This is a genomic window from Pedobacter sp. (assembly GCF_040513095.1).
Classification (GTDB): Bacteria; Bacteroidota; Bacteroidia; order Sphingobacteriales; family Sphingobacteriaceae; genus Pedobacter.
Window position 1 is genome coordinate 16,086 of record NZ_JBEVDX010000067.1, and the last position, 15,003, is coordinate 31,088.

14 protein-coding genes are annotated in these 15,003 nt (G+C 41.8%); 9 read left to right on the forward strand and 5 right to left on the reverse strand.

Translation table 11 applies throughout. The features are described 5' to 3' along the window. The first annotated feature begins 102 nt into the window (after positions 1-102). The 4 genes from ABWY16_RS08915 (at position 103) to ABWY16_RS08930 (ending at position 6,109) form a co-directional block, all read left to right on the forward strand. Positions 103-1,185 (forward strand): tetratricopeptide repeat protein, encoded by a 1,083-nt coding sequence (locus ABWY16_RS08915; RefSeq protein ID WP_353904296.1) that lies wholly within the window; start codon positions 103-105, stop codon positions 1,183-1,185. An 82-nt stretch (positions 1,186-1,267) separates the two neighbouring features. Next, entirely contained in the window at positions 1,268-2,416 is a 1,149-nt protein-coding gene (locus ABWY16_RS08920; RefSeq protein ID WP_353904297.1) for a tetratricopeptide repeat protein, read from the forward strand. A 212-nt stretch (positions 2,417-2,628) separates the two neighbouring features. Continuing rightward, entirely contained in the window at positions 2,629-3,843 is a 1,215-nt protein-coding gene (locus tag ABWY16_RS08925) for a TCR/Tet family MFS transporter (protein WP_353904298.1), read from the forward strand. Positions 3,844-3,949: 106 nt separating this feature from the next. Further along, positions 3,950-6,109 (forward strand): FUSC family protein, encoded by a 2,160-nt coding sequence (locus ABWY16_RS08930; protein ID WP_353904299.1) that lies wholly within the window; start codon positions 3,950-3,952, stop codon positions 6,107-6,109. A gap of 32 nt (positions 6,110-6,141) precedes the next feature. On the opposite strand, the gene mgtE is transcribed toward ABWY16_RS08930, so the two are convergent. The 3 genes from mgtE to ABWY16_RS08945 are packed head-to-tail and all read right to left on the reverse strand — an operon-like array spanning position 6,142 to position 9,270. Beyond that, positions 6,142-7,491 (reverse strand): magnesium transporter, encoded by a 1,350-nt coding sequence (mgtE, locus tag ABWY16_RS08935; RefSeq protein WP_353904300.1) that lies wholly within the window; start codon positions 7,489-7,491, stop codon positions 6,142-6,144. A gap of 45 nt (positions 7,492-7,536) precedes the next feature. After that, complete coding sequence (corA, locus tag ABWY16_RS08940) at positions 7,537-8,655, reverse strand: magnesium/cobalt transporter CorA (protein WP_353904301.1); 1,119 nt, start codon at positions 8,653-8,655, stop codon at positions 7,537-7,539. A 3-nt stretch (positions 8,656-8,658) separates the two neighbouring features. After that, positions 8,659-9,270, reverse strand: coding sequence for a WbqC family protein (locus ABWY16_RS08945; RefSeq protein ID WP_353904302.1), 612 nt, complete (start codon positions 9,268-9,270; stop codon positions 8,659-8,661). A 107-nt stretch (positions 9,271-9,377) separates the two neighbouring features. Between ABWY16_RS08945 and ABWY16_RS08950 the strand changes: the two genes are divergently transcribed. Further along, positions 9,378-10,403 carry a glycosyltransferase family 2 protein gene (locus ABWY16_RS08950; RefSeq protein ID WP_353904303.1) on the forward strand — a complete coding sequence of 342 codons (1,026 nt, stop codon included), beginning with the start codon at positions 9,378-9,380 and terminating at the stop codon, positions 10,401-10,403. Here ABWY16_RS08950 and aroQ read toward each other — a convergent pair. After that, the gene (gene aroQ / locus ABWY16_RS08955; protein ID WP_353904304.1) at positions 10,378-10,800 is read right to left on the reverse strand and encodes a type II 3-dehydroquinate dehydratase; all 423 of its coding nucleotides are present in this window, start codon (positions 10,798-10,800) and stop codon (positions 10,378-10,380) included. The two genes, ABWY16_RS08950 and aroQ, sit on opposite strands and share 26 nt — an antisense overlap. Positions 10,801-10,843: 43 nt before the next feature. Here aroQ and xerD point away from each other — a divergent pair, with 43 nt between their 5' ends. Continuing rightward, the gene (gene xerD, locus ABWY16_RS08960; protein WP_353904305.1) at positions 10,844-11,740 is read left to right on the forward strand and encodes a site-specific tyrosine recombinase XerD; all 897 of its coding nucleotides are present in this window, start codon (positions 10,844-10,846) and stop codon (positions 11,738-11,740) included. 18 nt (positions 11,741-11,758) lie between these two features. Here xerD and prmC read toward each other — a convergent pair whose 3' ends face one another. Beyond that, on the reverse strand, positions 11,759-12,607 hold the full coding sequence (prmC, locus tag ABWY16_RS08965) for a peptide chain release factor N(5)-glutamine methyltransferase (protein WP_353904306.1): 849 nt from the start codon (positions 12,605-12,607) through the stop codon (positions 11,759-11,761). 82 nt (positions 12,608-12,689) lie between these two features. Here prmC and ribD point away from each other — a divergent pair, with 82 nt between their 5' ends. The 3 genes from ribD to ABWY16_RS08980 form a co-directional block, all read left to right on the forward strand. Further along, positions 12,690-13,742 (forward strand): bifunctional diaminohydroxyphosphoribosylaminopyrimidine deaminase/5-amino-6-(5-phosphoribosylamino)uracil reductase RibD, encoded by a 1,053-nt coding sequence (gene ribD / locus ABWY16_RS08970; protein ID WP_353904307.1) that lies wholly within the window; start codon positions 12,690-12,692, stop codon positions 13,740-13,742. Continuing rightward, positions 13,742-14,605 carry a DMT family transporter gene (locus tag ABWY16_RS08975; RefSeq protein WP_353904308.1) on the forward strand — a complete coding sequence of 288 codons (864 nt, stop codon included), beginning with the start codon at positions 13,742-13,744 and terminating at the stop codon, positions 14,603-14,605. The genes ribD and ABWY16_RS08975 overlap by 1 nt, the downstream gene beginning before the upstream one ends. Beyond that, the coding region (locus tag ABWY16_RS08980; RefSeq protein ID WP_353904309.1) for an IMPACT family protein at positions 14,595-15,003 on the forward strand (409 nt) is incomplete at its 3' end. The genes ABWY16_RS08975 and ABWY16_RS08980, both read left to right, overlap by 11 nt.

The following is a 15,003-nucleotide window of genomic DNA, read 5'->3' on the forward strand; positions in this document are numbered from 1 at the left end:
TAAATAGTAAATACTGAAACCGTAAAACCTGCAGGAGACCGAGAAATTCAAAACAATTCTCAGCTCAGGCAGGTTTTATAATTAATTAAAAAACCAACCCATATGAAAAAAGTACTTTTAAGTATGTTATTTATAGGTGCTGCCACCTATGCTGCGAATGCTCAAAAGAGTGAAGTTTCAAAAGCCAAAAATGCCTGGGCATTAGCGAAATTTGCTACTGCAACAACACCACTTGATGCTACATTGAAATCTCTTGGAGAAGGCTTAAAGGCAACTGATAACGCTATCGCCAACGAAAAATCAAAAGAAATGCCTGAAGCCTGGTCTTACAGGGCATTATTTGCTTCAAGAATAGCCTTTGTAGATTCACTGAATGTTCCTAATGCTGTTGCAAATGAGAAAATTGCTGAAGAAGCAATTACAAAAGCTAAAGCTTTAGACACAAAAGGGGGGGAGAAAGAAAACATTGCGGAAGCAGAAACAACTTTGTCTAATGCATTGAGAAACAGAGCAATTTTTGCATACAATAAAAAAGATTTCAAATCTGCTTTAACCTTCTTCAATGAGGTAACTGCCAAAAATCCTCAGGATACATCCACTTATGTTAATGCTGGTGTAACTGCTAAACAAGTTGAAAACTACCCTGAAATGGTCAGAAATTTCAAAAAAGCTATCGACCTGGGTTACAAAGACAGTGAGTCTTTATACAGTGAAGTGATCTCTACAACTTTTGATAAAGTAAAAGATACTGTTGGTGGTACTGCATTGTTGGAAACAGCAGTGGCAAAGTATCCTGAAAACCCATATTTCGTGGGTATGCAAACAGATCTTTTCATCAAACAGGGTAACATTGCCAAATCGCAGGAAATGTTAACTAAACTGATTGCCAAAGATCCCAAAAATGCAGCTTATCAGTATGCAATGGGAGACACTTATTACAAACAGGCTTTAGATCTGCAAGGCAAAAGAAATGCAATCGACGCAAAAAAGAAAAAGGAATTTGATGCGATTACATTGAAAATGACTGGTTTCATCGATCAGGCATTGCCATACTACAAAAAGGCGTATGAACTTGATCCAAAAATGATTTCAGCTTTAGAAAACCTGAAAATCATTTACGCGTTCAAGAATGACACACCAAATTATGAAGCAACCAAGAAATTGTTGGATGCTGTTAAAAAATAATCGTTAATAGACGATATTAAAAGAGGGATAAATTTTATCTCTCTTTTTTTTTGTATAAATTTGTAGCTAAGCCATAAAGCATATGATTGATAAAAGACTTGTATTTTCTGCCGCATTTTTTATGATAGTTAGTTCACAGCAGGTGTTTGCACAAAAAACACAGCTGCTGATCGCCAAAAACAGCGTTGGAAAACTTCAGGCCGCTATCGCCAACAAGAAAGATCAGAAAGCTAAAATGGCCATCCTGAACGAAGGGATAAAAGCCAGTGAACTGACCGCTGCCGATTCCAAAACCAAAAGATATCCGGAAACCTGGGCGATTAAATCATACCTGAGCTCGTATATTGCACTGCTGGATTCTGATCAGAACAATTCTAACAAGTATTATGATCTTACGCTGAAAGCTATTGATACCGCAAAAAGATTTGAAAACTTCGAGGACAATTCTGGTTTGATTGCTGCCGCGAATTATAACGTAAATATTAAGAAACAGCAAAAAGGAAATGTAGCTTATGCGAACAAGGAATTTTCAGCTGCATACACGTATTTAAAAGAAGTGAGTGACTTTTTCCCGAAAGATACGATCCTCGCTATCAATGCAGCACTGAGTGCCGAAGGCAATAAAAATGATGACGGTGCTTTCGAATATTATAAACGTGCCAAAGATAACGGTGTAAGAAATCCCGTTGTTTTCCAGCGCCTCTCTGGAATTTACAAGAACAGGCAGGATACGGACAAAGCTATTAAAACCCTTGAAGAAGGTTTGAGTGCTAATCCATACAATACATTATTGAATAATGACTACATCAATATTTTACTGGATACTGAAAAATACAATGAGGCCAAACAAGTACTTGAAGGCACATTGAAAGTTGATACCAGAAGTAAGCTTTTATATTATCTGTATGGCTATCTGCACCAGAAAAGTACCAACATGGGTACTGCTGAGCTGGCGTATAACAAATCCCTTGCTATTGATAAGAACTATTTTGATGCCCTGTATCAGCTTGGATTGGTTTACATTTCTGACGGTAATGACGCCCTGGTACCTGAACACCGGGATGTTGCCAAATATGCTTCTTTTATCAACCGTGCCGAAGTAATACTTGTACAAGCCCATGAAGTCAAACCTAAGGACAAGGCTACGATCAATTTATTGATTGAAATCTATACCCGTAAGAACAGATTTGACAGGGTTCAGGAGCTTAAAGCTCAGTTAGACGAATTTTAATTTATTATTTGATTCAGTAAGGGGTAGAAATTAGTCCTGATTATGCATTGAGAGGGGTCATACATAATCGTACTTAACATAATATTAATTATAGTAATTAATATTACTGGGGTTTATAAGGCGATAAGTATCTGGTATTGAACTGAAGAATTATACGTCTAATATAATAAATAACTGTTAAAATAAAACTAGATTTGCAGTTTAGACTAAATATGGCCTCTCAGAAAAAATCAGCAATTGGGTTTATCTTCATCACGTTATTGATAGATTTCACAGGATTTGGGATCATTATCCCGGTGCTGCCCAGGTTAATTGAAGAACTCACCGGTGGCGGTATCAGCGTTGCGGCAGTTTATGGCGGATGGTTAACCATTTCCTATTCTGCAATGCAGTTTATAGGTGCTCCCATACTTGGTGGTTTAAGTGACAGATTTGGACGCAGGCCCATATTACTGGCTTCTTTATTGGGTTTAGGACTTGATTATGTGTTTCTCGCATTTGCGCCCACTATTGCCTGGTTGTTTGTCGGGCGGATTATTGCAGGAATTACAGGCGCCAGTTTTACCACTGCTATGGCATACATTGCGGATGTGAGCGAACCTGAGAAACGCGCACAGAATTTCGGACTTGTTGGTGCAGCGTTTGGAATTGGATTTATTGTTGGTCCGGTAGTCGGTGGTTTGTTCAGCCAGTTTGGCCTCAGAATTCCTTTTTTGATTTCTGCAGGACTAGCTCTGATCAACTGGCTTTACGGCTATTTTGTCCTTCCTGAGTCGCTCGCTAAAGAAAACAGACGTGCGTTCGACTGGAAACGGGCGAATCCTTTGGGGGCCCTTTTACACATCAAAAAATATCCTGCACTTGCAGGACTGCTGGTTGCACTATTCCTGCTGTATATCGCAAGTCATTCCGTACAATCAAGCTGGACATATTATACCATGGAAAAATTCAACTGGAATGAAGCCTGGGTTGGTTATTCGTTAGGTTTTGTGGGCGTATTAGTCGGAATTGTACAGGGATTGCTCATCAGGGTGATCATACCAAAGATCGGCCAGGTAAAAGCGGTCTTCTACGGACTGGTTCTTTATATCGCTGGCTTTATCCTTTTCGCCTTCGCTACGCAAAGCTGGATGATGTTTGCCTTCACGGTTCCTTATTGCCTTGCAGGCATCTTCGGCCCAGCCATGCAGGGCTTGCTGTCTAATGATGTGCCTGCAAATGAGCAAGGTGAATTACAAGGTGTTACAGCCGGATTGATGAGTTTATCTGCGATCATAGGTCCACTGATTATGACGAATCTTTTTGCGCACTTTACCAGTCCTGAAAGCTCAGTCTATTTTCCTGGTGCGCCGTTTATTCTGTCGGCTGTGCTTACCGTTATAGGACTCGTGATTTGCACGAAGTCTTTAAGGAAATATCATTCCTGAAATTGTTTTTCCGTTTTAGGATATTCGGTCAGATTATTGATCAGAGATGATGGTAGCCTATACCATTAACAAGCATATATAATTTATTTTTTGAGCGTACCAAACAATGAGTAACCGTCAGATCCGAACTATACAAGATTTTTTACTCAGCACTTACTTTGCTGACGGGTTGCGTATAACGATTGGTGTTCTTTTCCCTTCCCTGATTCTCGCACAGTTCGGCATGCTCAAGTTTGGGATGACACTTTCTTTGGGCGCATTATGCGTAAGTGTTGTGGATACCCCGGGACCAAGTGTGCACCGCAGAAACGCTATGCTTATTACTTCTGTACTGATTACACTAATCTCCGTGATAGTTGGCCTGACGAATAAAAACACTTATTTCATAGGAATTTTACTGCTAAGCTGCAGTTTTATATTTTCCATGTTCTTTCTTTATGGAACACGGGCGGCATCTATTGGAACGGCGGTATTACTGATTATGGTATTGAGCATTGACGATGTGCGCCCCTGGAAAGATGTCCTTATTTATTCTTTACTGGTTTTTTGTGGCAGTATCTGGTACTCGTTCCTCAGTTTTTTCTTTTACCAGCTAAGGCCTTACCGTGTTGTTCAGCAGGCATTAAGTGAATCGATCCATGAGATCAGCGGATTCCTGCGGGCCAAGGCGAAATTTTATCATCAGAATACAGATTACGATGCCAATTATGCAGAATTGCTTCAACATCAGGTTCAGGTTCATGAAAAACAGGATGCTGTCCGGGAACTGCTTTTTAAAACGCGGGAAATCGTTAAAGAATCGACTCCCGAAGGCAGGTTTTTACTCTTAGTTTTTGTAGATACGGTTGACCTTTACGAACAGGTAATGTCAACTTATTATGATTATCAGCATTTACATGAGCAATTTGATGCTGCCGGAATTTTAGTCCATTATGAGGATGTAATCAACAGGATTGCCTCAGAACTGGATGAAATTGCATTTTCCCTAAAAACGGGTGGTACCCCTCTCCCACCAAGTTTACTGATCGCTGAAGTTAAGCGACTAAAAGAGGCCATTATCAAGCTTGAGAAGGATAATGTAGATGGAAAATACAATACACTGGGCATCATTGCGCTGAAAAATATAGAAGTAAACATCGAAAATATCCTCACCCGGATTAAAACGATAAACAGTTATTTCAACAAAGCTGAGAAAAAAAACCTGAAGAAAAGGGAAATTGAAACGGAACGTTTTGTAACGCGGCAACCCATAGATATCAAACTATTTTACGATAACCTTACGTTTAATTCTGCGACGTTCAGACATTCCCTCAGGGTGGCAATTGCGATGATCTTTGGCTTTGTGGTGGCCAGGATCCTGGATTCATCGCACAGCTACTGGATACTGTTGACTATTCTTGTGATATCGAAACCGGGGTTCAGCCTAACCAAACAGCGGAATTATGAACGATTGTTCGGTACTATTATAGGGGCTTTTGTGGGAATGGGCATCCTGCTGTATATTCAAGACAGGAATACACTGTTTTTCATCCTGCTGTTTTGTATGATCGGGGCATATAGTTTTCAGCGTAAGAATTATGTGGTCAGTGTGCTTTTCATGACGCCTTACATTCTGGTACTATTTGATTTCCTGGGAATGGGGAGCCTTTCCATAGCAAAGGAAAGGATATACGATACGCTGATTGGATCCGGAATAGCATTGCTAAGCAGCTACACCCTCTTTCCGAACTGGGAACACCAGAATCTGAAAGAAGCCATGCTCAATACCCTGCGGGCAAATATGGCTTATTTCCAGGAGGTAACACTTTTGTATTTTGCCTCCGAACAAAACCTGACCAATTATAAACTGGCACGTAAGGAAGTGTATGTAACTTCTGCAAATCTTTCTTCCATCTTTCAACGGATGTTCTCTGAGCCCAAAAGCAAGCAGAAACTAATGAAAGAGATGCACCAGTTTACAGCGCTGAACCACCTGCTTTCATCCTACATCGCCACGCTTTCTTTGTACAATAAAGAACATGCATTCTTTTTTTCAACGCCTGATGAATTAAAGCCGATAGCCAACAATACTTTGTATCTTTTGAATCTTTCTGCAGAGTTCCTGAACAGTCCAAAGGAAGAATTGAGTAATGTGCCGCTGATCAAAAGCGTAAATGACGACAAAAAGCTGCTCGATAATAATGAAGCGCTAATTATTGAACAATTTGACCTGATACAGAAAGTGGCTTATGATATTTATAAGCTGACAGAAAAGATCAAAGTATAGCGCGGGTAAGTTGTGATAGATAATGGTGGCAATTAAAGCAACAATCTGCTGGCTAAACCCAGCAACAGCATAAATCCAAAGACGTCGGTAAATGTGGTGATGATGATTGATGACGCAATTGCAGGGTCAATCCCTACCCGCTTGAGAATTAATGGTATCCCAGCTCCCGTTACACCAGCAATGAGCAGGTTTCCGGTCATCGCCAGAAAGATCACTACTCCAAGCAGTGGGTTACTGTCGAATACGAGGGCAAACAGAAATACAATTAACCCTGTTACGGCTCCATTAATTAATCCTACAGTAAATTCTTTTAGTACAGTTCGGTAAGCCTGATTGTCAGTAAGATCGTAGAGTGAGATCCTGCGGACGGTTACAGCAAGAGCCTGTGTGGCTGCATTTCCGCCCATTCCGGCAATGATAGTCATGTAGGCCGAAAGAACTGCAATCTTGGCGATCGTAGGCTCAAAGTAGCGCACTACAGCAGAAGCCAGGAAGGCAGTTCCCAGATTGATAATCAGCCAGGGAAGCCTTGACTTAACAGCTTCCTGCCAGTTACCGCTCAGTTCCTCGTCTTCAGATACCCCTGATATTTTCAAAATATCTTCCGTATTCTCATCCTCCAGTACATCGATCACGTCGTCAAATGTGACCCTGCCCAGCAGTTTCATCTGCTGGTCCAGAACCGGAATACTGGTAATATTGTACTGGGAGATCAGTCTGGCCACTTCTTCCTGATCTGTATCCGGGCTTACCCAGGCTACATCAGATTTGACCAATTCAGTAATCTGTACATTTCCCTTGGCTTTGATGATATCTTTCAGTGAGACAATTCCCTGGAAAACGTTATCATCATCTATAACAAATATTGTGTAGAACTCTTCTATTTCTTCGCTCTGGCGGATGATCTCATCAATCGCATCTTTTTTAGTCAGGTTTAAATGAATGCGGATGAATTCCGTATTCATCAGTCCCCCTGCGGTATCCTCATCGTAACTCAGGAGGTTCCTGATGTTAGACGCGTCATCTTCACTCAGGTCGCTCAGGATCTCTTTCTGCTCGTGTTCCTCAAGCTGTGAGATAATATCCGTCGCATCATCGTAATCCAGTTCTTCTACGATCTCTGTGCGTTTATCAGGATGGAGCTGCAGTAAAAGTTCTTCCGGGTGGGCTTCTTCATGCATCTCTGAGATGATTTCAGAAGCTGTTTCTACCGGCAGCAGGTTGATAATCCGCTGGCGGTCTTCTTTGGTCAGACTCTCGAACAGTATCGCGATTTCGGACGCGTGATATTCATCCAGGATTACTGCCAGCTGGCTGTCGGTTCCGGTCAGTGCAGATTTGAGCCTGGTTACGTCTGTGCGGTCTAGTTCATAGGATTGCATGCGTTGCTAAGATAAGCATATTTTCCGTTTTAACCTGCCCGGTTCTTATTTAAACCAGCCTCTGCGCCAAAAATAGATCACCTGCAGCACGGCAATAAGTCCCATAATGATCCAGGTATACAGGTAACCATGCGGTTCATATAATTCGGGCATATTCATCGGCATAAGTTTGCCTGTAACAGGATCTCTGTCGGCAAAATTCATCCCGTAAATTCCAGCTATAAAAGTAAGCGGAATAAAGATCGAAGATATGATGGTCAGCACCTTCATGATCTCGTTCATCCTGTTGCTGATCAGTGACAGATACATATCTATATTACTGGCCGAGATCTCTTTCAGCGATTCTACGATATCAATGATCTGTATACAATGATCATAGGCATCGCGTATGAAAAGCTTGGTCTGGTCAGTAATCAGCGGACTCTCACTTCTGAGTATATCATTCAGCTTATCTCTTTCAGGCCATGATACTCTTCTGATATTGATCAGGTTTCTTTTGATCAGCTGTGTATCGTACATGATAGATCTGTCAGGTTTATCCATCAGCCTGTCTTCGATCTGATCCAGTTCCTCGCTCCAGGTACCAAGTATTTCAAAGTAGGTATCTACGATATTATCCATGATCGCATACATAATGTAGCTGCTTCCCGCTGTCCTGATGTTTCCTTTTCCAGCTTCCAGACGCTGCCTTACAGGTTCCAGGCAATCTGCATAACTATCTTTAAGTGTAATAAGGGCGTTGTCGGTCAAAATAAAGGACAACTGGTCATTTTGAAGGTGTTTGTCTTCATCCAGTAAAAGCATTCTGCTAACTGCGAAAACATAGTTGTCATACTCTTCCAGTTTTGGCCGCTGATAAGTGACTGTGATATCTTCCAGTACCAGTTTATTGATGTTCAGATCGCGTCCCAGGATATCAAACATCTCGGCAGAGCCAAACCCTTTGATATCTACCCAGAAAGTGTAACTTTTATCTGAAAGAATTTTTGCAAGATCTTTCAGGTTTTCGAGTTTTCTGCTCTGGTAACTTTTTTCGTTTAGCTGGTGCAGCGTAATAACTGGCTCCAGAGCAGTATCGTCGATATAAACTAAACCAGGACTTGTACCTGCCTTATGAACCCCATAATTATTTTTTTTCCTTTGCGATCTGCTCTTTTTATTCATACACTAGAGGTAGTTTTTTGCCTGTGGCCCCTGGTTGAACAACAAATCTGCTATACTCATGTTTGGTAAAAATCCTGCTCTGTCCTCAAAAACCTGATGGTAAGGTTTCACCGGCAAAATCAGTTCCGGATTCTTGAAATGAAGCTTGCTCCTGTAGTCTAGCTCAACAGGGATCTCCTTGATATACTCTGTAGTAAAGTGTAGTTCGGGAGCTTTCTTCAGTTGCTTGAAGAGCCACTGGAGCATCTCCAGGTTGTAATCAAATAAAAAGTCGAACTTTCTGATGTAAAAAGGTGCCAGTTCATCCTCATAATACTCAAAGTAAGGTGAGTTGCGGTAGCAGCTTTCCAGGCTCAGCCAATGCAGGCGCTGCCACTTAAAATCATAACTGATTTTTACATCTTTCACTTTAGTATGGTATTTAGAGCCTTTAATTACGGGCAGAAAAAGATCCAGCGGGCCATTGGGTGAATATACCCTTGTTCTGTTCCGGTAGGTCTGTTTGGGGAAATGCTCTTCCTTTTCAATCGTGAATTCGTAATCAAGCGCGTTCAGTGCAGAGAAATAACTGACTGGTGGAAGATAAAAAAGAGGAAATATAGCAGAATTGTGCATTGGTTAATTTATGTTTGCATTTTCAATGCAGGCAAAATAATGATAAAAAAAGGCTATCTCCTAGTGTTAAATGTTTTTATATGTCTTAATCCCGTCTTTCAATTCTGATGTCTGAACCAAGTGTAGCCGTTGTTATCCTGAACTGGAATGGTAAAGACCTGTTGTCCCGTTTCCTGCCGGGTATCCTTCAGTCTGATTACGGGCAGCTGGAAATCATCGTTGGTGATAACGCTTCCACGGATAATTCTGTGGATTTTATCCGTGAACACTATCCTGCGATACGTATCATTGAGAACGACCGTAACTACGGCTTTGCCGAAGGATATAACAGGATCATGGCCCATGTTATTGCTGACTACTACATTTTATTAAATTCTGACGTAGAAGTTCCTGCAAACTGGATAAAACCTGTGATTGCTGCGATGGAGGCCGATGCTGCCATTGCTGCTGCCCAGCCTAAAATCAAATGGTTTAGCGACAAATCGAAATTTGAACATGCTGGTGGTGCCGGCGGTTTTATGGATAGGAATGCATTTCCGTTTTGCAGGGGACGGATATTTGATACCCTGGAGACTGACCAGGGCCAGTACGAAGATCAGACAGCTGTTTTCTGGGCAAGCGGTGCGGCATTTTTTATCAAACGTAAGGTATGGGAAGAAAGCGGTGGCTTCGATGCCGATTTATTTGCGCATATGGAGGAGATCGATCTTTGCTGGCGCTTACAAAATATGGGTTATAAAATTATTTATTGCCCCGGAGCAGAAGTGTACCATGTTGGTGGTGGCACACTTGCTACCAATAGTCCTTATAAAGTATTTTTGAATTTCAGGAATAACCTGATCATCATGCAGAAAAATCTCCCCTTCTGGGAAGCTGTATGGGGACTTAGTGTCCGCATGTGCATAGATTTTGTAGCGCTGCTGCAGTTTCTGCTAAAAGGTGAAACTAAATTTGCAGCAGCGGTGAATAAAGCACATTACCAGTTTATCAGGAGTACCAGGAAGACAGCTTCAAAGAGGAAAAATAACCAGATTCCCTATGCCAAACTCACCGGTGTCTATCCTTCCAGTATTGTATGGAACTTTTTTGTAAAAGGTATCAGATACTTTAGCCAGCTAAAAGATTTTCGATAGCAAGGCGGTAGCCATCCAGACCAAAACCGGTTAACACCCCCCTGCAGTTTCTGCCGCTCAGCGAGATGTGACGAAATTCCTCACGTGCATAAATGTTAGAGATATGAACTTCTATTACCGGAGTTTTGATGCCGGCAATTGCGTCAGCAATGGCTACTGAAGTGTGCGTATATGCTCCCATGTTAATTACAATCCCATCATAGGAAAAACCAACTTCATGCAGCTTGTTGATCAGTTCCCCTTCAACATTACTCTGGTAATATGCCAGTTCAGCAGTACCTGTATATTTTGCTTGTAACTCAGTAAAATAGGTTTCGAAACTTTTGCTTCCATAGATTCCCGGTTCCCGTTTGCCAAGGAGATTTAAATTCGGTCCGTTAATAATTTGTATCTTCATCCATCCAAACTTAATCTTTAAAAACAACAATTAAAATTTTTGTGTGAATTACCCCCATCATGTCTCCTTTAAAAACTTCCTGAAACTGGAAAGAGGTTTGTCTGCAAATTCAATAGAAGCCTATCTGAATGACGTGGATAAACTGGTACAGTATTATGAAGTACAACATAAGGATTTTAATGTCAAAGATATTAAAGACAGTGATTTATATGGATTTGTGACCTGGCTTAGTGAACTGGGAATGTTGCCTAACAGCCAGGCCCGTGTGATCTCGGGTCTGAAATCTTTTTTCGGTTTTCTGCTCCTTGAGGGCATGATAGAAACAGATCCTTCAGCACAGCTGGAGGCACCCAAACTGAGCCGCAAACTGCCTGATGTACTGAATATTGTAGAGATCAACGAATTGATTTCAGCTATTGATGCTTCCAAACCTGAAGGTATGCGCAGTAAGGCCATCATTGAGGTACTTTATGGTTGCGGCCTGCGGGTAACTGAGCTGATTACCTTACGGATATCAGATCTGCATGCTTCGCAAGGTTATATCAAAGTCATAGGTAAAGGAAATAAGGAGCGCATTGTTCCTATCGGTGATACAGCCCTCAAATTTATAGATATTTACCTGAGCCAGATCAGGACCCATCAGGATATCAAAAAGGGAAATGAGGATTATATATTTTTAAACAGGCTGGGTACGCAGCTTTCCCGGATCTCGGTTTTTACAATGATTAAAGCGCTGGCTAATCAGATCGGACTGAAAAAGAGCATCAGTCCACATACTTTCAGACATTCCTTTGCTACTCATCTGATCGAAGGCGGGGCGGATTTAAGGGCTGTACAGGAAATGCTCGGACATTCCAGTATTACAACCACCGAGGTTTATACCCACCTGGACAGAGATTATCTCAAAGGAATTATTACTGAATTTCATCCCCGTACCTGACCTGGATAACTGTTTATATTATTGTGCTTTGTTGCACCTTATCATCCTGTCCTTGCCCTGCATATCTTTTTTCAAGTGTATGTTTGCAAAACCTTTATCTTCTAACATCTCTATCATTTCTTTACCCAGATATTCATTGATTTCAAAAAATAGAAATCCCCTGGCATCAAGGTGCCTTACCGCAAAATCAGCTATGCTTTTATAAAAGATCAGCGGATTTTCTTCTGTTACAAACAGCGCCAGTTCAGGCTCATAGCCCAGTACATTTTGATGCATTTCCTGACGCTCCTTTGGCGTTATGTATGGCGGATTACTCACGATCAGATCGTAACTTTCAATACCTTCGTACCCCAGAATATCTGCCTGAATAAAGGCAATGTCAGCTTCATTTGCCACTGCATTTTGTTTGGCTATCATCAGCGCATCAGAAGAAATATCCATCGCCTCGGCCTTAACAGAATCCAGCTTTTTCTGTAAGGTTATAGCTATACAGCCAGTTCCCGTACCTACATCCAGCAGGTGCGAAAAAGGAAAGCCTGAAGCTGTTTCCAGGATCCAGTGTACAAGTTCTTCCGTCTCCGGACGGGGAATAAGTACTGAACTGTTCACCCTGAACTTTAACCCATAGAACCAGGCTTCCTCAAAAATATGCTGCAGGGGCTTGCCTTCTGTCAATGCTGAGAGTGTATTTTTGTATGCATCTTCTGTCTTCGCATCCAATTGAAAATCGTTTTTCAGGATAAGCGCGCTCCGGTTTAGTCCTGAAATATGTTCCGCGGTAAGATAAAACAACTGTGCTGCTTCGTCCGAACCGTACACAGGTATCAGTTCATCAATAAAGTATGTTTCTAATTGTTTCAGTGTCATGAAGGGCAAAAGTAGTTAATAATGTTGCATGTCAATGTTTGAAATATTATAACATCTCATAAATTGAAGGTACTTTTGTTTCATGAGCGATGAAGTATTCATAAAACGCTGTCTCGAATTGGCGGAATTGGGAAAGGGCAGCGTAAGCCCGAATCCGATGGTGGGCTGTGTGATCGTCAGCGAAGGAAAAATCATCGGCGAAGGGTATCATCAGCAATATGGTAAGGCACATGCCGAGGTAAATGCAGTAAATGCTGTGCTTCTAACTTATGGAGACGCGGCATCCGCTTTGCTTAAAGTATCAACTGTTTATGTAAGTCTTGAACCCTGTGCCCATTTTGGCAAAACCCCTCCCTGTGCGGATCTCCTGGTTCGTCATCAGGTAAAGAAAGTTGTGATCTGCAACAGGGACCCTTTCCCGGATGTAGATGGTAAAGGAATAGGAAAACTGGAGGCTGCAGGTATAGAGGTTGTTTACGGTGTACTTCATGAAGAAGGGCTGCAGCTCAACCGGCGTTTCTTCACCAGAATCAGAGAGCAGCGGCCTTACATTATTTTAAAATGGGCCAGAACTGCAAATGGGTACTTTGCGCCAAAAAACAGTACACAACAGTGGATCAGTGGTCCTCTGGCTAAGAAACTGGTGCACAAATGGCGAACTGAGGAAGATGCAGTCCTGGTTGGAAAACAAACTGCTATTGCAGATAACCCTCAGCTGAATGCACGGGAATGGACGGGTAGTAATCCTGTCAGAATTATAGTTGACCGCACACTCCAGGTTCCGGAGGACAATCATGTATTTACTGCCGGGGCAAGAACTGTGATCCTCAATGAAGTCAAAACCGATGTGATCAATAATCTGCATTATATATCAATGGAAGATATGCAGTATTATCTGCCGCAAAAAATAGCTTATCAATTGTACCTGATGGATATTCAGTCTATAATCATTGAAGGGGGTGCCAACATCCTGAACCAGTTTATTTCTGCGGGCCTGTGGGATGAAGCAAGAGTATTCAATTCTAAAAGCAACTGGGAAACAGGGATATACTCGCCCCAAATCAACGGAAAGATCACTTCAGTAACCGAGGTTGATCAGGATTATTTAACCATTTATGAAAACATCAGGAATTAATGATATACATATTTTTAAGTATTTGCTGCAGCGTCACTGTAGCTGTGCTTCTTAAACTGGCCAGAAGGTATCAGATCAATGTTTTGCAGGCAGTCATGTGGAATTACCTGGCTGCCATCCTGCTGAGTTTCTTATTTTTCAAACCAGCTATCAGTACAATTACAGTTGTACCGCCCGCCCTAACGCTGGTATTGGGAGTTCTGCTGCCGGTATTGTTTTTAGTACTTGCTGCCTCTGTAAGAAATATAGGTATTGTAAAGACCGATATTGCACAGCGCTTATCCCTCTTTATTCCGATTCTTGCAGCATTGTTCCTTTTTGGTGAACAGTTTAGTAATTTCAGGATTGCAGGGCTTATTGTGGGTTTTATCGCCATCTTCCTTACGCTTTTCCGTAAATCCACCGGCAGGTCAGAAAAATTCAGTTATCTCTACCCTGTCCTTGTGTTCATTGGGTTCGGGGTGATCGATGTGATATTCAAGCAACTTGCCCTGGATCAGTCGATTCCCTATACCAGTGCGCTGCTGATTGTTTTCTGCGTTTCTTTTCTAGTAGCCATGCTGATATTATTATATACGGTTGCCGTTAAAAAACAGAAGGTTCAGCTGATCAATTTTGCCTGCGGAATTGTACTGGGCTGTTTCAATTTCGGCAATATCCTTTTTTATATGAAGGCGCACCGGGCATTATCTGGTAATCCTTCAACGGTATTTGCAGCGATGAATATGGGCGTGATCTTGCTTGGAAGTCTTGTGGGTATTGTCCTTTTCAGAGAAAAAGTCAGCAGGATCAACTACATAGGAATTACCCTTGCTCTGGCGGCAATCCTGTTAATTACCTTATCCCAGGCCAATGCTGTTTGATGACACCTACAAAACTATAGAAAGTCGCGCCGAAGGGTTGTTTAAAGATAAAGGAAGTAAGTTTATTGCCTTTGCGTATCCTATACTTTCGGAGTCGGAGGTAAAACCTATACTGCTGGGCCTCCGTGCAGAACATACCAAAGCGAACCACTTCTGCTATGCTTACCGGTTGAGTCCCGATCGGAATGTCTATCGTGTAAATGATGATGGTGAACCTTCGGGCACTGCCGGCAGACCAATTTTGAATACGCTTTTATCGGCAGACGTAACTAATATCCTTATTGTTGTGGTACGGTATTTTGGCGGAACCCTTCTTGGAGTTCCCGGATTGATCAATGCCTATAAATCTGCCGCCGCCGAAGCGCTTGGCCTTGCAGAGATAATCGAAAAAACCGTAA